The sequence below is a fragment of the Vreelandella nanhaiensis genome (assembly GCF_003990185.1).
Lineage (GTDB): Bacteria > Pseudomonadota > Gammaproteobacteria > Pseudomonadales > Halomonadaceae > Vreelandella > Vreelandella nanhaiensis.
This window is the reverse complement of sequence record NZ_RZHF01000028.1, coordinates 38,390-57,540: the sequence shown is the minus strand read 5'-3', so window position 1 is coordinate 57,540 and position 19,151 is coordinate 38,390. Positions and strand designations below refer to the sequence as shown.

Sequence of the window (19,151 nt, the reverse complement as noted above, 5' to 3'; positions counted from 1 at the left end):
TTACGACTCCTGTTCGCGGGAGGCAGAGGGGCGACACATTGCAAGGATTCCCTCAAGACATCCCAGCACGCTGTAAACCAGGAGTAGCGCAAAAGTGACTACCGTTGAAAAAAAGATATACAGCATGGGTATGCGCAGCGTGGGGGACGTCTGCCAGGTGCCGTTCTGGGCGTACTGCCAGGCGTAGGGCAGCACCAAAAAAGCAAATACGCCAATCAGCAGACAGATCAGCGCCTGAAACGCCGCCTTCATGCGCGGACCGAGCATATGATGAAAAAGCTCGACGCTGATATTGCGATGCTGGCGCATGACGACCCCGACCGACAGCGCCACCATGTAGATGAACAGATAGCGCGAGAGCTCTTCGGTCCAGGCAATGGAAAACGGCAAAAATAGCCGAGAACTCACCTGCAGCAGCACGGTGGCCGCAATGGCGATCAGCGCCAGCACGGCAAGCGTCAGAAAACAGGTATCCACCCAGCCGATCAATCGCCCGATGGGGCCTTGCAGCTTGGGCACCGCCGACATCGAATCCAGACTCTCCAACGCTTCTTGCTCAAGCGCTTTTTGATCCGAGCTCATAAACGTATCCTCGTGGGACAAACTGCTCTTGCAGATAGAAGATGGGCTGGCACGCGGCCAGCCCATCCTCGTTACCAACCGACTTACAGGTCTTGAATGGCGTCGAAAAGCTCACGCTGTTCAGGCGTCAGCGCTTCCAGTACCGCCGGACGGGCCGCTTCAGCGAAGGCGTCCACATCCACCTCGATGAACTCCATGCCGCGTTCCTGAAGTGCCTGCTCCAGACGTTCCTGATCCTCGACAAACAGCTCGGACTCATAGGCCTGCATGGTTTCGGCTGCATCGCGCACGACCTGCTGCAGATCGTCAGGCATGTTTTCCAGCTGGTTACGGCCAATCACAACATAGATCCAGCTGCGCACGTGACCGGTCATGTTGACGTAGTCCTGCACCTCGTTGAAACTGGCACTTTCAATCAGGCTAAGCGGGTTTTCCTGCCCTTCCAGAGTATTTTGCTGAAGCGCAGTAAACACTTCGCTGAACGCCATCGGCGTAGGACGTGCCCCCATCGCCTGCCAGGTATCCACGAATAACGGTACGTTTGGTACACGCAAGCGCAAGCCGTCCAGGTCATCCGGTGTACGGATAGGACGATTGGACGTCAACTCACGAGGACCCCGTTCAAACCAGGCCAGCGGCACCAAGTTGGTACGCTCGATGATCTGCTCTTCGATCTCTGCGCCAATCTCACCGCTAACCGCTGCGTGCAGGTGGTCGGAGTCACGGAAGGCGTAAGGTACGGCCATCATGGCGGCCTTGGGCGCCCAGTTCTGCAGGCTCTCGCCAGTGATGGTCATATCCGCCGTGCCCAGCTGAATACTGTTGATTACATCCATCTCGCTACCCAACTGTTCGCTGGGATAGAGGCGAACTTCAATGCGACCGTCGGAATTGGCTTCCACCTCCTCCTTGAACTTCTCGGCCGCCTGGTGCCATATGTTCTGCTCGTTGGCCAGATGACCAAAGCGTAGCGTGTAGTCGGCGGCCAGCGCCGATTGCGCGCTGAATACCATCGTTGTCAGTACCGCACCGGTTAACAGTTTCTTGATCATTTTTATCACTCCTGCACTTTCGCGTTATAGGTTGTTAGTCGCGCTTGGTTATTAGTGAGATAGCGTGGTGAGTTGGCGTGCCTTCAGGCGCTGATCTGAATCAATACCTTGCGGGCTTCTTCAGGACGGTGATCAAGCATATCGATGGCGCCGGGCATATCGCTTAACGGTAACCGATGGCTAACCAGCGCCAGCGGGTCCAGCTTGCCACTTGCCATGAGCGCAAGCACCTCCGGAAACTTTCGATTATTGAGCCGCGAGCCGACCAGGGTCAGCTCTTTCTTGATCACTTCAAGCTGTATCAGATCGCTTGGCTGCACGCTGAAGCCGAGCAGGCCGATTCGCCCAGCGGGCGACGCCAGGCGCAGCATCTGGGGCAAGAGCGCCGGCACGCAGGCCGCATCGGCAATCAGCGGCACGCCTTCGCCCTCGGTCAGCGCCAGCACTTCTTTTTCGACATCCTGCTCGCGGCTGTTGAGAACATGGGTAGCCCCCAGCTCTTTGGCGGCAGTCAGGCGCTCGTTGATGACATCGGTGACAATGATCTCTTCAATGCCCAAGGCCCGCGCCATCTGCAGAATCGTCATGCCGATCACGCCCGCACCTAAAATCAGCAGGCGATCGCCCGGGTGTGGCTGCATGCGATCCAGCACGTTGGCGGCGATGGTGTAAGGCTCCACCAGCGCGGCCGCGTCCAGGCCGATATACTCGGGCAGCTTATGCACGTTCGTCGCCGGCACAGAAACGAATTCCTCGAAGCCGCCGTCACGGTGCACACCGATCACTTCCAAGGCGCTGCACACGTTAGGTCGGCCGATCCGGCAGGGGTAGCAGGTACCGCAGCTGGTGACCGGATCGACGCAGACACGATCACCAACCGCTACATCCGCTACGCCCTCGCCCACGGCGTCCACCACACCGGCAAATTCGTGGCCGGTGATGCGCGGAAAACGCACGAAAGCGTTATCACCGTGAATAATATGCATATCGGAGCCACAGATACCGGCAAACGCCACGCGTACCAGCACTTCGCCGGCGCCTGCCGTGGGTGCTTCAACCTCGGCGACCCGGTAGTCGTGGGGTGCATTGACCTGAAATGCTTTCATGGATGCAAAACTCCTTACCCGTTCTTTAGATCACCAATGCCAGAGGGTGCCATCTTCCAACCGGTTGACCGGCAGGCTGGCGCGCTTGTAGGGATACTGTTTGGCAAGCTCTTCGTCGATATCGACGCCGTGCCCCGGCGTTTCGCCGACGATGAAGTGGCCATCCTCAAACCGGTAATCGTGAGGGAACACCTCGTCAGTCGCGCTGGTATGGGGCATATACTCTTGAATACCAAAGTTGGGCACCCAGGTATCAAAATGGATAGCCGATCCCAGGCAGACCGGAGAAAGATCGGTCGGCCCGTGGAAACCGGTCCGCACATGATAAAGGCCGGCTAAATCAGCGATTCGGCGTACGTGAGTGATGCCGCCTGCGTGGGTGAGCGTAGCGCGAATATAGTCAATCCATTGGTTCTCAATCAGTGCCTTGGCGTCATACAGGCTATTAAACACTTCGCCCACCGCTAACGGTGTGGTGGTATGTTGGCGTATAAGCCCAAACGCTTCCTGGTTTTCAGCCGGTACGCAGTCTTCAAGCCAGAAAAGATGATAAGGCTCAACTTCTTTGCCTAAGCGGGCGGCTTCAATGGGCGTCAAGCGGTGGTGTACATCGTGCAAAATATGTAGGTCGTCACCAAAGCGCTCGCGGACGGCGGCAAACAGTTTGGGTACATGGTTCAAGTATTTGCTGGTGCTCCACACGTGCTCGGCGGGCAAATCAGCATCCGCAGGCTCATAGGGCTCGCCATCTTTCTTGGCCACGCCATAAATACTGGCGATTCCTGGCACGCCTGCCTGCACACGCACGGCTTTGTAGCCCTCATCCACATGGCGGGCGACCTCTTCAAGGCACGAATCGATATCTCGCCCCGTGGCATGGCCATATACCATCACGCGCTCGCGGCTCTTACCACCCAGCAACTGGTAAAGCGGCATGCCCGCAAGCTTTGACTTGATATCCCAAAGTGCCATGTCCACCGCGGCAATCGCGCTCATGGTGACCGGCCCGCGCCGCCAGTAAGCGCCGCGGTATAAATAGTGCCAGATATCCTCAATGCGCTGCGGGTCGCGGCCAATCAACGCTGGTATGACGTGTTCATCCAGGTAAGCCACCACAGCCATTTCCCGCCCGTTTAGCGTGGCATCCCCTATTCCGTAAGTACCTTCGTCAGTGACGATTTTCAAGGTAACGAAATTGCGCCCCGGCGAGGTAACAATGGTATAGGCATGTTCGATTTTCATGGGGTTGCCTCCTCAATGAGAGATGCCGTTTCCTGAGCATCGAACATCTCGGGAAAACGCTGAACAAGGTCGGGAAGAGAAACAAAAATTTCACGCAAATGGCGCCGCATGGCCTGCTCGGCGAGCGCTACATCGCGGTCTTCAATGGCTGCCACTATATCGGCGTGCTGGTCAATCAAGCGGGCAATCGGCGTTGTGTCGGGAACGCTCAGGTAGCGTACGCGGTCCAGCTGTGCTCTCACCTCTTCAATGACCTTCCAGGCGGCCTGTTGCCCAACACCCAGCGACAGTGTCTTGTGAAAGAGCTCGTCCAGCCGATAGAAACGAATGGTGTCGTGAGGCTCGATACAGCGACGCTGGCGCTCAAGCAAATCGTGCAGCTCTGTCAGCACCTCAGGCGCAAGCCCTTTGGCCGTTGCCTGACGCACCACGGCTACTTCCACCGCTTCACGTACAAAGCGCGCCTCCAACACTGCGCCTTGGGAGATTTTGACGACATAGGTGCCACGCTGAGGTTTGACCTCGACAAGCCCTGTCTCAGAAAGTCGAATAAAGGCTTCGCGTACCGGCTGGCGGCTGACCGAAAAGGTATCCGCTACTTCTTTTTCAGAAAGTGCCTGACCTGGAGGCAGCACCATCTGAATGATTGACTGGCGCAACACATGGTAAAGACGCTGGCGAACCGATTCGGTCTCCGAAGTCTCCTGCCATAGCGCTTGTAACGTAGTATTGATGTTGCTCATCTGCAGCAGCCTGGGTAGAGGGGCATGGCATCCTTAACTGATATAACTAGTATGGTAGTATGGCAAAGCAAACAAAAGCCCTTACACCCTATACTTTGGTTGCAGGTGAGTAACGATAAAAAGTCCGCTCCTCTCAGGCTAAAATTATAAAAAAGCTTTGAATATTCATAACTTGGGACGTATCGCCAAGAAAAAACTGCCGAACTTTGTATTTGAATATGTTGATGGTGGAAGCGATGATGAACATACGCTGCGCCGTAATCGCGCTGTGTTTGTTCAATATCTGTTTGAACCTAAAATAATGACCAATGTGGACACACAGAATTTTTTGATAGCGGCTTTCGGCGTGGCACCGATATCATCAAAGCCCTGACGCTAGGGGCAGAGGCCGTATGGCTTGGAAGAGCGACGCTATATGGGTTAGCGGCTGGTGGTCCAGCGGGTGCGGAGCATGCGCTGAGCTTACTGCGAGGAGAGATAGACAGAACCCTAGGTCTATTGGGGTTCACTAATATCCAAGATTTAACCTCAGCGTGCCTAATCAAACAGCCGTCTAACCTATTGACACTATTGCAAGAGCGTCACAGGACGACCGCTCTTGCGATTAAAATAAAATTGTTTTTTCAGGGAAAAATAACAATATTGCCATACGTAATATATTCATTCTCGCTACCAACATATTAAGCAACCTTTAAAACTACAACAGCACATTAATCTATTGATTTTTAAAACAAGTTAAAACCTCTCTTATCTTATGCAAAAAACCAATCTAGATTCTATTATTAACTGGCTTATAAAATAGAAAACTACCCATTTCTTATTTTATAAGTTGCTCTCAACTTAAAGGCGTACATTTAATAAGGGAGGTTTTGACATGAGCATACAGAAATATAAAGAGTGCATCGAAGCTTGCAATATATGTGCGGTCTACTGTGATAATTGCGCTACTTCTTGTCTTCAGGAACCTAATCTTGAAAACATGGCTGAATGTGTTCGATTAGATATACAGTGCGCGCAAATCTGTCGCCTGGCCGTCGCCTTTATGGCCCAAGGCAGCGAATATGCCCAGGATATCTGCCAACTATGTGCCGATATCTGTCAAAAATGCGGTGATGAGTGCGGCCAACACGAAGCCGAACATTGCCAGGAGTGCGCCCAAGCGTGTCATCGCTGCGCCAGCCTATGTGCATCAATGGTTGCCTAAAAGGCACCTCAGCGAGAACAAACGCACTGTTGTGCTTTAGCAATTAATTTGAAAAACAGTGTATTACGTCTAACTTATAAAGTGAGCAGGGTTTGAACAGCCCTATGCTCACTTTTTTTATAGGACTTATTTTTAGTTGTTATATGGATTCCTCCGTTACGGAAGCGGCAATACGATGCAAAGCAAGGACAGCTTTATACAATTCGTTTTTTCTCATAAACGGCCCAGCATACTGATTGTTTTCGCGGTGTTAGTACTGGCAGGCTGCCGGTACCCGGTCAATATTGAACGCCCCATAGCAGATATGCATGGCGGTGAGCTGAACATTGGTCTTTCCGAAAACCCACCTTGGGTCATTAATACCGATCAGGGCCCGGCAGGACTGGAAGTCGAAATTGTCCGTGCGCTTGCAGAAAAGATGAATGCCACTATTAACTGGCATTGGGGTAGCGAGGGCAATCTGTTGGCAGCGCTATCCCAATATCAGCTTGACTTGGTTATCGGTGGACTTACGCAGGATTCAAATGTGAGCGCCCTCGCCGCGCCCACAAAAGCTTATTATCAGAGCCACTATTCAGTCGGTGTGCCCGAGGGCATTTCTTTACCCAGCAACCTGGAAGGTGTGGAGGTAGCCGTTCCCGTTATCAACCATATCGCTCATGCACTAAAAAAAGAGGGTGCGATTCCCCGCCCTACCCCTGACCTTGGCACACACAATGAAGCGGTCACCAATCCATCCTGGTGGCTTCATGCGCATAACTATCAAATAGGCGACTGGGAAATCGCGACCGATCATCATGTCATGGCGCTCCCCAAAGGGGAAAATGCCTGGATGCTTGCCGTTCAACGGCATTTGAATAGCTACCCTGATATTGAACAACGTCTGCAACACTTGGAGGCAGGCCGATGAAAATACGTGAACTTTATCGCCTGCCACCGGATAAACAGCGGGATCTTAATTATCTGATTCGCCTTGAATGGTGGAATTTAGCGTTTCGTATTTCTATTGTTTCCATACTCGCTCTGGTATTGGGTAACAGCCAAGCAATGAAAGTCGCGTGGTTGGAAGACATGCTTTCGCTCATTCCGCCTATCGCCTTTTTGTTGGCCGTCAGGTTCCGCAAACGTCCGCCTAATCAGACATACCCTTATGGGTATCAGCGCGCCACTATTATCGCCTTTTTATGCACGGCGACTGCACTAAGCGCGATGGGCCTTTTTTTACTTGGGGATTCCTTGCTCAAGCTTGTCCAGCAGGAACACCCCAGTATCGGCGCCATTACCCTGTTTGGTGAAACGATATGGATGGGGTGGCTAATGGTCGGCGTGCTTATTTATAGCGTCATCCCACCTGTCATTATCGGGCACTTACAGACCAAAGCCGCAGCAAAAGTGCATGAAAAGACTGTGTTTGCTGATGGAAAGAGGAGCAAAGCCGACTGGATGACGGGGCTGGCTGCCATTGTTGGCGTACTGGGTGTAGGAGCCGGTTTTTGGTGGGCTGATGCTGTTGCTGCGGCTATTATTGCCCTTGATGTTACCAAAGACGGGATTACCAATTTAAAGGAAGCCATAGGAGACTTGCTCGACCGTCGGCCTCACTTTACCTCTCAAGATAAACCGGAACACCTGGAAGAAGCGCTTGAAGCCGAGCTTTGTGCCATGCCCTGGGTAGCCGCCGCCTCGGTACGTTTACGTGAAGAAGGCCCCATCTTCAGCGGTGAAGCCTTTGTGACACCGCATAGCAATGATGATCTGGCGCGTCATCTTAAACAAGCCTCCCGGCACCTTAATAATTACGACTGGCGTATTTATGAGGTAGTTGTTACTGCATGGCCCAATGAAGAACATAGCCTTTCTCCTGCCAACGCCAACCCGACATAAACCAACAAGTGTGGCTGACTAACGCCGCCATAACAGATAGGAAGGATGCTTTATATGACAGGAAGCATACTGGCTGGCGTGATAGGGGTTCTTCTTATTGCGCTGGCCAATTTCGATGCCATTCGTACTACCCTTTCCGCTTCTCACTCGGGCCCCGTCACCAATCGCTTGATTAGTGGTGTTTGGTCGATATTGTTATTTATCCATCGATACCGACGCTGCCACTGGCTGCTCACTGCCACGGGTCCCTGGATAACGGTCGGGCTTATTTTAGTCTGGGTAGTGATGCTATGGCTGGGCTGGCTATTGGTTTTTTGCGGTGGGTCAGACGCCGTTGTGAATGCCAACACCCAGGCGTCGGCCGGATTAATCGAGCGTATCTACTTACACCGGTTACACCCTTACCACACTGGGCTACGGTGATTTCGTACCGGGTAATGATCGTTGGCGCCTGGTTCCCACATTGGCAGCGGCTAACGGCTTTTTCCTGTTTACGCTGTCGATTACCTACATGCTTAATATTGTTTCTAACGTTACCCAAAAGCGCCACTTGGCGCTGTCTATCAGTGCGTTAGGAGAAAGTCCGTTAGAGATTCTTAACACCACTCATGATAACGGTAAATTTGCCAGCTTAAGCCAGCAACTATCGCCTATTCAGCAAACCATCAGCACACTTGGCCAACAGCACCTTGCCTACCCGATCCTTCACTATTACCACGCAGGCAGTCGCCAGAAATCACTCCCTTTGGCGTTAGCGCGGCTTTATCAGGCGCTCATACTGGCGACCATTGCCAATCCTGATCTTAGCGTCTCAACTCGCACTCAGTTCACTATAACGTTGCGAGTCATCGATCAATTTCTTGATACGTTGAATAGCGCTTTTATCCGCGCAGAAACACATTTGCCTCCTTTTCCGGCCCTTGAAGCTTACAAGGCCTTACCTGGATTCGACGCATCACAAAAACAGATGCAGGAGGGGTTAAGCGAGCAATCCCAGAAAGTGCTGCTCGCCTATATCCAAAAGGATGGCTGGGAGTGGGAAGATATCTGGCAAGCAGTAGAAGAGAAAAGCGCGCCATAAATCCGAGGCCATCCCCCTCTGCACTAATTCACATGCGAAGGGGGCGTTTCGGCTATGCAGCGTTTAGCGCTTTCGCGGGGCCAAAATGCTCGAAATGGCGATGCGATTCGGGTACTCCCAGGCGGGCCAGACTTTCATCCACGGCTTTCATAAAGCCATGAGGACCCACAAAGTAGCAGCGCACACCGGGTACGATATGCTTGGCCAATAGTTCATCGTTGATACGCCCTTGGTAGTCGCCACTATCGTCTTGCTCAAGCACGGTTACCACGCTTAATTGCTGAGGATAGGCCTGCGCCAATTCCTGCAGCGTTTGAGCAAAGGCACGGTGCTCAGCATCGATGGCAGCATGCAGGTAGATAACTTTCCGGCCTTGTTGCAACGCCTCTTGAGCAATAGGCAGTAACGGCGTCTGACCAATCCCCCCACTGACCAGCAACAAGGGCTCATCGCCCGTCACCAACGTTAGCTCACCGGCCGGCGGAAGCAGCTCGATAGTATCTCCCACGTTTAAATGGTCGTGAAAATAGCGGCTGGCTAAACCATGAGACTCACGCTTGATAGATAGACGGTAGGAACGCCCATTCGGCATACCCGATAGGCTGTAATGCCGATGTACCGGCTCACCATCAATCATGAGCTTTACGCCTATATACTGACCGGGTGTATAGTTCGCCACCGGGCCACCATCTTCCGGCACCAGGATGAACGAACGAATCACGCTGCTTTCCTGGTGGGTTGTCTCAATATGAAAACGTCGTGCACTGCGCCAGCCACCGGGGCGCTGTTCAAACTCCTGATAACGCTGCTCTTCAAGCTCAATCAATAACCCGGCAAGCTCTTGATACAGCGCCCCCCAGGCATCGGCAACCTCAGCCGTAACCGCTTCACCCAGCACTTCCCCAATGGCTTCCATGAGGCACTCACCCACAATCGGGTACTGATGCGGCTGAATATCCAGCGAGATGTGCTTATTAACCACGGTTTCCATGATTTGGCGCGCCGCTTCCTGGTTTTGGCGCACCTGAACATAAGCAAGAATGGCACCTGCCAGCGCTCTCGGCTGCCCCCCGTTTTGCTGGTGGGTCTGGTTGAAAAGCGACTTGACCTCAGGGTAGCGATCAAACATTAGCGGATAAAAGCGCTGGGTAATAGCGTCGAGATGCTCAGCCACAACGGGAGCTGTCGCAGCAATAACCTGTTCTTGTGCCGATGTGAGCATAGTGGCCTCTTTCCAGTAGTTTTAAAGATTCATCTAAAATACATCTTTAAAATATCAGATTCTTTCAGGCCAATGCATGAGCTGCGTCAATAAAACGCTCCTTATAAACGCGAAGCGTAGTGGTTGATGCATTTCTAATCGTTATCAAGCCGCTCGGAGCGATAAAGCATCCACTCATTTTCAAGCTGGCCACCCGGTAAACGGCAATAGCGGCCGCTACCCAAACGTGTTTCTTGCACCTCGGTTTGTCCTGCGATACTTTTACAATACTCAGCGGCCGCGCCCCGCATACTGGTTTGCGAATCGACGCGCTCCCCTGTTGCACAACCGGCAAGCAGTAATATGGCAACCAGAGTAACGGTATAACCGGATCCTTTCACGCTAAGGGCTTTTAATCTTGACCCTTGCGATCTCACTTTTACGAACATGACACTCTCCTTCGGTAGCCATTTGTGCACTTTCACTTTAGCCCTGCCGGCTTATTACCGCGAGCGTTTGCCGATATCACCAATGCTGGCTAGGCTGTTGTTAGTCATGCTGAAGGATTGGCTAATCAACATACTTATTCATAAGGAGAGTGACGCTATGTCCAGCCCGGAACATAAGCAGAAGATCTGGAAGATGATCAAGGATATTAAAGTTGGCATGTTGGTGACCATGGACCACGATACGCCCCGTGCGCGTCCCATGCACTTGGTGCAGGAAGAGTATGACGGCACGCTGTGGTTCTACACCCGCCGCAGCGCCGAAAAGGTCTTTGAAACCGAAAGTGATCATGATGTTTGCCTGAGCTTCTCCGACCAGGAAGACGGCGTGTACGTCTCGCTTTCCGGCAAGGCCAACCTGAATGATAACCGCGAGCTGATCCACAAGTACTGGAACCCCTTCGTGGCAGCCTGGTTCCCGGAAGGCAAGGATGATCCTGACGTCACGCTTCTGGAAATCAAGGTAGCGATGGGCGAGCACTGGAAATCCAAAGAGAGCAAAACCTACCAGCTCTACGAGATTGCTAAGGCGAACTTGAAAAAAGATGCCACACCGGATCTTGGTGAAAATGAAAAATTCGGCGGTTAATTCATTCGCAAAGCGCCCTATTAACGGGGCGCTTTTTCGTTTCATGGCCCTAATATTGATCGGTACAGGCACGGCGTGGGCGTCTGATGATTCACGGCAAAGCGCCTCATCCGGCGAGTGCGAGCCCACCGAACAGCAGCAGGAGATGCTTAATCTGGTTAACGAAGCTCGCAGCCAGGCCCGCCAGTGTGGCGAACAGTCCTTCGATTCGGTAAAGCCGCTAACCTGGAGCTGCAAGCTTCACGATGCGGCCAAAGCGCACTCTAAAGATATGGCCGAAAACCAGTACTTCAGCCATACCAGCCCTGAAGGCGTTGGTATTGAGCAACGCGTGGAAGAGCAAGACTATGTATGGCGCGCCGTGGGGGAAAACATCGCCGCTGGCCACATGTCAGCATCCGCAGTGGTCGAAGGCTGGCTGGAAAGCCCCGGCCACTGCAGCAACATCATGAACGGTGCCTTCACCCAGATGGGCATGGCCAAAGCTGATAACCCGGAATCCCGCTATACCACTTACTGGACCCAGGCGCTGGGCCGCCCCCGCTAACCCGATCTGCACACGCGGGTTCAAGCGCTCGCACCGGGCTATTGAGCTGGCGTCAGGTCACCGTAGTGAACAGCCGTTACCGCATTCTTGGGCGACCCATCCACCAGCCTAGTGCTATAGGTCAAATACACAAAGGTCTCGGTTTCAGCATCGTGCATGCGTACCACGCGCATATTCTTGAAAAGTGCCGAACGACGCTGGGTAAACACCACCTCCTGCCCTTCTACCTCAGCTGGGTTAAAGATAATCTCCCCTGTTTGCCGACAGGCAACGCTTGCCTCACTGGCTTCCTCGGCAAGCCCCACCGCGCCAGAGATCCCGCCAATCTGAGAATAAGAAATATAGCAGGAAATGCCCTGCACCTTCGGGTCATCGAAGCGCTCTACTTCAATGGTATTGTTCGGCCCGAGCATTCTGAACTCGGTACGTACACTGCCAATATGGGCATCCTGAGCCAATAGCGTGATTGGCAGTAGTGCTAATACGCCAACGAGCAAATTGATGACCGCACGTTTAGTAAAAAACATGGTTAGCGTCCTCGGTAATAGCAGTTTACGTTCACTAAGCGCATACCTAATGACTTCCTTTTATACAGGTATTATTGGAACTGTGGACGCGCGCCTAACCCTGATTGTCTGAATGATTTTCAAGTATCGGCACGTCAAGACCCGCCCCACGATCACAGCCGAGCGGCAATCGAGGCGTCAAACAGGTGTAACACGCAGCAGCGAAACTTAATACCTGATTGCAAAGCAAATTTAGTAGAAGCCGACAGCCAGGCTAAGCGCCATGCCATATGGTAAACCAAAATTATCTCACGAAGATTCAATACTGTTTCAACGTACAACTGCCATCCCAGGAACCACGCCTATAGCGTTTGCCATAAAAGATTGTTAAGGTCCGACACCCTGAGGAGAGGACGACGGTAATACCTAAGAGCAGTGAAGGTACACTGCAACAAATTTCTCCCAACTTTTTTCGTCAATACTGCGGCGCCGTCATAATGACATCTTACGATGCTATTCTGAACATTCGCTTGTTCTTATCTCGATGCGTCTGCAGATGGAGTTGAGTCATGCCCTTTTCTGCAGCTCGTACCCGCTTACTTGCCGACCTGCCGGAGCGCTTCCGTTTTACCTTAGGAAAATCCGACGTCTATGAGTGGGAACTAGACACTGATACAGGCGCTTTAACCTTTGCATCAGATTCTGAGATTTTCGAAGGCATTCGTAGCATACAAGAATTTTTTGAGGCGCTTCATCCTGACGACAGGCCAGCAGCTGAGCGTATAACCGAAAGCATGCTGTTGAAGGCAGATTGCTACCGCTACGAGTGCCGGCTGGTGATAAGTCCCAGCGATGTGCGTTGGATTTCCGTAAATGCTTTCTCACAAGGCGAAGATGGTCAAATCGAGCACGTGTACGGCTTTACCCAGGACGCCACGGCAAGAAAGCACGCTGAGGTTGTTGCACATGGGCAACGACGCGCTCTTGAACTGGCCATGAGTGGCGCCCCCCTCAAAGAAGTATTAAATCTTCTCTGTCATCTTGTCGAAGAACAGTCCGGAGGCGGCCTGATGGCTTCCGTGATGCTGCTCGATGCTGATCAGGCTCACTTAAAGATGTGCGCAGCCCCGTCAATACCGTCTGAGTACAGCCAATCAATTGATGGCTTGGCCGCCGGAGCCTGCACCACCCTCTGCGACAACTTAACGTTGCTTGCTTCGTCCATTATCACCGATACCACCCAGGATGAGCTAGGCAAACAACTCACTCGTTTCATGATGCCCCTTGGGATGCAGGCTTGCTGGCTAGTGCTTTTGCTTTCAACCAAAGGCTGCATCCAAGGCGTCATGCCGCTTTATTGTCGAGAAAAGCGAGGGCCAACCGAACAAGAATGTGAGTCTATCGAGCTGGTAGCCAATACAGCTTCATTGATCATCGAACGCTATCGGGAAACTGAGGAGAGAAGCAGAGCCGAGTTGCGTTTCCGATCGCTCGTGAACGCGACGAATGCGCTCATCTGGACAACCTCAAGCGAAGCCGAGATATTCAATCCCGTCCCCGAATGGACGAACTTCACGGGTTTCTCCCGTGAACAGGTCGAAGGCATGGGGTGGCTCGATGCCATTCACCCAGATGATCGTGCCTCCATGTTGACTCTGATTGCTCGCATGCGCCAAGAAGCCGTTCCTCTGCAAAATGAGGTGCGTTTGAGGCGCGCAGACGGAGAGTTTCGTCACATGATGTTTCACGCCGTCCCTATATTAGATGCATCAGGCGCTGTGAAGGAGTGGGCAGGCAGCTACACGGATATCACAGAACGTATAGAGTCCGAACAGCGCCTGCATCATATGGCGACTCATGATGGGCTAACGGGACTTCCCAACCGGGCATATTTGAACGAACATCTGGAGGCCCTTTTAAGCTTCACACCGTCGGATACCTCGATTGCTGTGATGTTAATTGACCTTGATCGATTTAAACATGTCAACGACTCACTGGGACACGGTTCAGGCGATGAAATGCTTTGCCAAATTGCCAAGCGCCTGCAAGCCGCGTTGCCTACTGGCGACCTCGTTGCTCGTCTTGGAGGGGATGAGTTTGTAGTCATTGCTCACGCCCAACGAGGAAAAATTTCTGTAGAGTCAATGGCAAAGAAGCTGGTAGAGACGTTAACCCTGCCGGTAGATGTAAGCGATTATCAGTTGTTTCCCAGTGCCTCAATCGGGATTTGCATGTATCCAGAGGATGGTCAAAGTAAAGATGTTCTCATCCAGAATGCAGACATCGCCATGTACAAGGCCAAGGGCGATGGGGGGAACCGCTACGGCTTTTTCTCGGAAGAAATGAGCATTGCAATGAAAAAGCGCATGGCGCTCGAAATAGCTCTGCGCGGCGCGCTTGACCGAGGTGAGTTCGTGCTTCATTACCAACCGAGGATAGGGCTGCCTTCTGAAAAGCTGATGGGCGTTGAGGCATTAGTACGATGGAACAACCCAGAGCGCGGCCTGGTTCCACCGTCTGATTTCATCTCGATCGCTGAAGAAACTGGATTGATCGACGAATTAGGCATCTGGGTGCTACGACAGGCTTGTTTAGATATACAAGGATTGAGTAATCGCCTCGGCTATCAACTGAGCGTATCTGTGAACCTATCCCCCAAACAGTTGCTCTCACCCAATTTGGTCGCGCAGGTCCAGCATGCCCTTGACCAGGCGGGCATGCAGTCAAAATATCTGGAGCTTGAACTGACCGAGGGCGCTTTCATCCATGATATGCAAGCCTCGACCCTGGCGATGCAGCAGTTGAAGACGCTTGGCGTGCGCTTGGCGGTTGACGACTTCGGAACTGGTCACGCCGGAATTTCTTATCTACAGCGATTTCCAATCGACGTTGTGAAGCTGGACCGTACATTCATTACCCCCAACACCTCAGAACCGCACGGGCGCGGTTTCATGAAAGCGTTATCGGACATGACTCATGCGCTAGGATTGCATGTCGTTGCCGAAGGAGTCGAAGACAAGGCTACTCTTGATCTGCTCTGCCAAACCCAATGCGACGAGGCACAAGGTTACTTCATTGCAAGGCCATTACCGCTGTCCATGCTAGTTACCTACGTTGAAAAAAAATGGGTAACCGTTTAATCAGCTTCAACATGTAGCTAGTGTCGAGTTCCAGGGCACGAATACGTATGAGTGTTGAAGGTACTCTGCCCGGGGCAATTAGTAATCGAAGACGCCAAAGTTGCCAAGCTAACCACTAAATGCCTCAGCGAAAAAGACCATAAAATAATGGTAAGCAGAGGGTTCTACCCGAACCTATTGAAACCGCATCAAACGGCATAGGCAGTAAGACAGACGTATAGCTCCCCTCCACGGTAATGATTTTTATGGGCTAGTTTATTATTACTTAGCAGGGTTGCTTTGGAGACGAGAATTAGCGGCAGAAATATACGTTACTTAATGAACACGAAGCATTCTTTATTTAATTTTTATATATCAAATATTTAACAAGTATAAGCGTGCATAAACCCCTATGCATCTTTGGAGCAGCATTGTCGGGCATAATCAGCTTAACTCCATTTCCTCAACAACTTGTCTAAACTGCATGGGCGACACAGGACGGCCCAGGTAAAATCCTTGCGCTTGATCGCAAGCGAGCTCGACCACTTTGCCAAGTTGCTCTGCGGTCTCAATTCCCTCGGCAGTAACGGTCAAGGCGAGCGCGTGGCCCATGCTGATGATAGCGTTCACTAGTGCCTCGCTACTCTGTGTCTGATCTAGATCCATGATGAAACTGCGGTCAATCTTGATTCCATCGAACGGATAGCTACGCAAATAGCCGAGCGACGAATAGCCGGTGCCAAAATCATCCATCGATAAGCGCACCCCTAGCGCTTTGAGCTTTTTCATCATAGTCAGCGCAGAGGTAGCGTCTTCAAGCATAACGCTTTCGGTGATTTCTAGTTCCAGGCGCTGAGGGGCGATGCCGGTACGTTCAATTACGGCCGCAATGCGATCCGCCACATCGTTGCGCTGAAACTCCATGGGTGACAGATTTACCGATACCAGCACATTGTCATGCCAGCTTAGAGCGTTGAGGCAGGCCTCATGCAGCACCCAGTCGCTAAGCTCAAAGATCAGGCCTGTCTCTTCGGCCAGCGGGATGAAACAAGCTGGACTGAGTAGATCCCGGGTCGGATGTAGCCAACGCACCAGCGCCTCAGCCCCTACAATTTTTTGAGTCGTTGCATTGTAGCGTGGCTGAAAAACGAGCCGGAATTCTCGCCGGTGCAGGGCTTGGCGCATATCCATCTCCAGCTGACGGCGCTCCATAATTCGCTCATTCATTGCCGGCTCGTAGAATTGGAACAGGTTGCGCCCCTTGGACTTGGCTTCGTAAAGCGCTATGTCCCCGTAGCGCAACAGGTCCTCAGCAGTCAATCCGTGATAGGGCGCAGCGGCGATGCCGATGCTCGTACCGACGCTAACTTCATTCCCGTAAATCCGAATCGGTTGGTTGATTTCCTCAATCAGCCGTTGGCACAGGCGTTCTGCATGCTCATAGGTACGGCAATCGGTAGCAACCACAATAAATTCGTCCCCGCCCAGCCTTGCAACCAGATCCGTCTCACGGATGCAGCGGCTGATGGCATCGGCAACCTTTTGAAGCACCAGATCACCAGTGGCATGGCCGAAGGTGTCGTTGATAGGTTTAAAGCGGTCGAGGTCTAGCGCCAGGAGGAACAGCGGGCGGTCGCCGCTCAGCCCTTGGTTCAGGCGATCATTAAGGTACTGGTTGAGGCGGTGACGGTTCGCCAGCCCGGTCAGCGAATCATGATGGCTGATGTGCTCGATGCGCGCCTTGGCTTCAGTTTCCTGGGTAATATCACAGACCGTTCCCTGATAACCCTGCAGTTGATCACCTACCCTCACTTCACGGACAAACAGCTGGCAATAGTGAAGGCTATCATTGCTGTCGCGCATTTCACAAAGTATTGGCTTGCGTCCGGCCGCATTGCAGTGCTCGGCCGCGGACGCCAGCACTGTTGTGTCATAGGTTAAGAGCTCCGACAATGGCCGTCCAATCCAGTCGTGGCAGGGTAAACCCGTTAGTTGAGTAAAGCGCTCGGACAGGTAGATCAGGATTTGATCCCGATCTGTCTCCCAGATCCAGTCAGATGATGCTTCCGATATATTTTTAAAACGCTGCTCGCTAACCTGTAAGGCACGCTGGGCCGCTTCGATCATCTCGCTCGCATGGATGATGCGCCTGCGAAGATTCTTTACCAACATGGCAACCACCACGCCGAGCAAGAACAGCATCGGTAGAAACTTGCTCAGAACCGACCGACCCAACGCCTCGCTTTCCCACTGCAAGGTCACCATGTCGCCGACATCCTCTTGCAACGTAAGCTGAGGTCTTCGAGCATCGGGTGCGGCTCCGAGGTTCGCTTTAAGGCCGCGCAGATTAAAGGCTTCCTGAATCACCATAAGCTTGGAATCGGTAAGCACATCGGCGTAAACCAGATACGAAAGTTGATCGAATTGATCATAGGAATTGTCTGGTCGTATTACCGCGGCGAACACGACGGCGGGTGTGCCTCTTACGGAAAAATACGCATACGCGATTTCATCTTCAACAGATTCTCTGCGTGCTTTGGCAAGCAGGGCGGGCAAGTCACCGGTTATCCATTCACTTGCGTCAATGTCACTAAGCTCGCCGTCGATGATGCCGTAGCGAGTCTCCGCATTCGGGCCGATGATAAATACGCCGTCCAGATCATAGGTTGAAAAGAGAGATGGACCGATGTTGTCACGCTCGAAGGCCCACGCCGTATTGATGGAGCCGTATGTATAGCTAAAGGCATCGATCCAGAACGCGTCGTCAGCCAGCACCGTACCGATCTTGTCTTGCCGACCCTCCAACATCCTGGCTGCGTCGGTTTCACTATGCAGAACCTGACGCTCATCCAACGAAAGGCTTAGATAGATCAACATCAGGCCCACAGTAAGAAACAGGCCGCAGATAACATAGATGAAACTGCGTGATGCCATGAGTGCCATGGCAGTATATGACGCCGCGTCATTAGGGAGGATCGGGTCAGAATTGTGTGTCATTGTTGACTCGCCAGGCTGGGAAGAGTGGGCTAGGTTGCAGCTTGAAGCGCTTGCATCGGCAAGATTCAAATACAGCACAGGTCTGACCAGCGGCTTCCAACGAGAGGCCACTTCGGGGTCCGCATGTGGCGGAGGTTTATACCGATCATCAATGGCAGTGATGGGCTGAAAGCTGATCTATCTGTACTAGATCGGCAGATATCTTTTTTCCTTTAATTTCCCGCTGCAATCTCAATTTTTCGACCATGCTATGTGACTGTAGAGTTCGGATGACCAAATGAGCTGTGAGAGTTCTTTTGCTGTCAGCAAGAGAGCTTCCTACAGCCATTCATCCCGGTACAGGTACAGGTTCATGGCATCAACCTGCTTAACAGGCTACCACTACGCTAAAAGTCCGTGCCGAGAGTCAGTCAGCGCTGACCGATAACGGCAAGTCGTTCATGGAGCGCAAGCTAGTCATAAAGGTTCTACGAGCTACGTAGGTATGCATTTTTAGCCATTCTACTTGCGGTCCTAATAGCATGACCGTTTCCCTCGTCTGTTCAGCCTCCAGTTTCCACTAAGTATTCTGTTTGAGCTGGTCCCGCATGAGCTTGCTTTGTTTTCCAAAGCCTTTAACAAAGGCCTGTCGCCATGCAATATCAGCGGTTTTCTCTTGCTGCTCTAAAGCACTAAATGTTTTTTTCAGACGATTCAGCTTGCCACACTTCTTTAGAAATCCAGGTGACAGCAAGTTCTACACCCTATTTGCAGCTCAACATAGTGCATAGAACTTGACGCGGTTGTGTTGTT

At 52.2% G+C, this 19,151-nt stretch carries 20 protein-coding genes; 10 read left to right on the top strand and 10 right to left on the bottom strand.

Going from position 1 to position 19,151, the window contains the following annotated elements; translation table 11 throughout:
• From ELY38_RS17120 to ELY38_RS17100, 5 genes are all read right to left on the bottom strand, one after another.
• Nucleotides 1–582, bottom strand: a complete 582-nt coding sequence (locus ELY38_RS17120) for a TRAP transporter small permease (RefSeq protein WP_127063379.1) — start codon at nucleotides 580–582, stop codon at nucleotides 1–3.
• Between the two features lie 83 nt (nucleotides 583–665).
• Nucleotides 666–1,634 (bottom strand): TRAP transporter substrate-binding protein, encoded by a 969-nt coding sequence (locus ELY38_RS17115; protein ID WP_127063378.1) that lies wholly within the window; start codon nucleotides 1,632–1,634, stop codon nucleotides 666–668.
• 83 nt (nucleotides 1,635–1,717) lie between these two features.
• The gene (locus ELY38_RS17110; RefSeq protein ID WP_127063377.1) at nucleotides 1,718–2,740 is read right to left on the bottom strand and encodes a Zn-dependent oxidoreductase; all 1,023 of its coding nucleotides are present in this window, start codon (nucleotides 2,738–2,740) and stop codon (nucleotides 1,718–1,720) included.
• Between the two features lie 30 nt (nucleotides 2,741–2,770).
• Entirely contained in the window at nucleotides 2,771–3,982 is a 1,212-nt protein-coding gene (manD, locus tag ELY38_RS17105) for a D-mannonate dehydratase ManD (RefSeq protein ID WP_127063376.1), read from the bottom strand.
• Entirely contained in the window at nucleotides 3,979–4,725 is a 747-nt protein-coding gene (locus ELY38_RS17100; RefSeq protein WP_127063375.1) for a GntR family transcriptional regulator, read from the bottom strand. Before ELY38_RS17100 ends, manD begins: the two co-directional genes overlap by 4 nt.
• Nucleotides 4,726–4,897: 172 nt before the next feature.
• Between ELY38_RS17100 and ELY38_RS17095 the strand changes: the two genes are divergently transcribed.
• From ELY38_RS17095 to ELY38_RS17070, 7 genes are all read left to right on the top strand, one after another.
• A complete protein-coding gene (locus ELY38_RS17095; RefSeq protein ID WP_185859009.1) occupies nucleotides 4,898–5,098 on the top strand; it encodes an alpha-hydroxy-acid oxidizing protein in 201 nt (66 codons plus the stop codon).
• Nucleotides 5,083–5,409 carry an alpha-hydroxy-acid oxidizing protein gene (locus ELY38_RS17090; protein ID WP_127063539.1) on the top strand — a complete coding sequence of 109 codons (327 nt, stop codon included), beginning with the start codon at nucleotides 5,083–5,085 and terminating at the stop codon, nucleotides 5,407–5,409. Before ELY38_RS17095 ends, ELY38_RS17090 begins: the two co-directional genes overlap by 16 nt.
• A gap of 190 nt (nucleotides 5,410–5,599) precedes the next feature.
• Nucleotides 5,600–5,929: a four-helix bundle copper-binding protein gene (locus ELY38_RS17085; RefSeq protein ID WP_127063373.1), complete on the top strand. Its 330-nt coding sequence runs from the start codon at nucleotides 5,600–5,602 to the stop codon at nucleotides 5,927–5,929.
• Nucleotides 5,930–6,104: 175 nt separating this feature from the next.
• Nucleotides 6,105–6,839 carry a transporter substrate-binding domain-containing protein gene (locus ELY38_RS17080; protein WP_127063372.1) on the top strand — a complete coding sequence of 245 codons (735 nt, stop codon included), beginning with the start codon at nucleotides 6,105–6,107 and terminating at the stop codon, nucleotides 6,837–6,839.
• Nucleotides 6,836–7,813 carry a cation diffusion facilitator family transporter gene (locus ELY38_RS17075; protein WP_127063371.1) on the top strand — a complete coding sequence of 326 codons (978 nt, stop codon included), beginning with the start codon at nucleotides 6,836–6,838 and terminating at the stop codon, nucleotides 7,811–7,813. The genes ELY38_RS17080 and ELY38_RS17075 overlap by 4 nt, the downstream gene beginning before the upstream one ends.
• A 54-nt stretch (nucleotides 7,814–7,867) precedes the next feature.
• Complete coding sequence (locus tag ELY38_RS19480) at nucleotides 7,868–8,236, top strand: hypothetical protein (RefSeq protein WP_246009181.1); 369 nt, start codon at nucleotides 7,868–7,870, stop codon at nucleotides 8,234–8,236.
• Complete coding sequence (locus ELY38_RS17070; RefSeq protein WP_246009185.1) at nucleotides 8,223–8,894, top strand: hypothetical protein; 672 nt, start codon at nucleotides 8,223–8,225, stop codon at nucleotides 8,892–8,894. Before ELY38_RS19480 ends, ELY38_RS17070 begins: the two co-directional genes overlap by 14 nt.
• A gap of 52 nt (nucleotides 8,895–8,946) precedes the next feature.
• Here ELY38_RS17070 and hmpA read toward each other — a convergent pair whose 3' ends face one another.
• Both hmpA and ELY38_RS17060 read right to left on the bottom strand, forming a co-directional pair.
• Nucleotides 8,947–10,116 (bottom strand): NO-inducible flavohemoprotein, encoded by a 1,170-nt coding sequence (hmpA, locus tag ELY38_RS17065; RefSeq protein WP_127063370.1) that lies wholly within the window; start codon nucleotides 10,114–10,116, stop codon nucleotides 8,947–8,949.
• Between the two features lie 134 nt (nucleotides 10,117–10,250).
• On the bottom strand, nucleotides 10,251–10,544 hold the full coding sequence (locus ELY38_RS17060) for a DUF333 domain-containing protein (protein WP_127063369.1): 294 nt from the start codon (nucleotides 10,542–10,544) through the stop codon (nucleotides 10,251–10,253).
• 157 nt (nucleotides 10,545–10,701) lie between these two features.
• Here ELY38_RS17060 and ELY38_RS17055 point away from each other — a divergent pair, with 157 nt between their 5' ends.
• The gene (locus ELY38_RS17055; protein ID WP_127063368.1) at nucleotides 10,702–11,190 is read left to right on the top strand and encodes a pyridoxamine 5'-phosphate oxidase family protein; all 489 of its coding nucleotides are present in this window, start codon (nucleotides 10,702–10,704) and stop codon (nucleotides 11,188–11,190) included.
• A 43-nt stretch (nucleotides 11,191–11,233) separates the two neighbouring features.
• Nucleotides 11,234–11,737, top strand: a complete 504-nt coding sequence (locus ELY38_RS17050) for a CAP domain-containing protein (RefSeq protein WP_246009180.1) — start codon at nucleotides 11,234–11,236, stop codon at nucleotides 11,735–11,737.
• A gap of 38 nt (nucleotides 11,738–11,775) precedes the next feature.
• Here the strand turns inward: ELY38_RS17050 and ELY38_RS17045 are convergent, their stop codons facing one another.
• A complete protein-coding gene (locus ELY38_RS17045) occupies nucleotides 11,776–12,264 on the bottom strand; it encodes a CreA family protein (protein WP_127063366.1) in 489 nt (162 codons plus the stop codon).
• Nucleotides 12,265–12,812: 548 nt separating this feature from the next.
• On the opposite strand from ELY38_RS17045, the gene ELY38_RS17040 reads away from it, so the two are divergent.
• Nucleotides 12,813–15,383, top strand: a complete 2,571-nt coding sequence (locus ELY38_RS17040) for a sensor domain-containing phosphodiesterase (protein ID WP_127063365.1) — start codon at nucleotides 12,813–12,815, stop codon at nucleotides 15,381–15,383.
• 423 nt (nucleotides 15,384–15,806) lie between these two features.
• Here the strand turns inward: ELY38_RS17040 and ELY38_RS17035 are convergent, their stop codons facing one another.
• Together ELY38_RS17035 and ELY38_RS19150 are read right to left on the bottom strand one after the other, a co-directional pair.
• A complete protein-coding gene (locus ELY38_RS17035; protein WP_127063364.1) occupies nucleotides 15,807–18,359 on the bottom strand; it encodes a bifunctional diguanylate cyclase/phosphodiesterase in 2,553 nt (850 codons plus the stop codon).
• 559 nt (nucleotides 18,360–18,918) lie between these two features.
• The gene (locus tag ELY38_RS19150) at nucleotides 18,919–19,092 is read right to left on the bottom strand and encodes a hypothetical protein (RefSeq protein WP_185859008.1); all 174 of its coding nucleotides are present in this window, start codon (nucleotides 19,090–19,092) and stop codon (nucleotides 18,919–18,921) included.
• Between the last annotated feature and the right edge of the window lie 59 nt (nucleotides 19,093–19,151).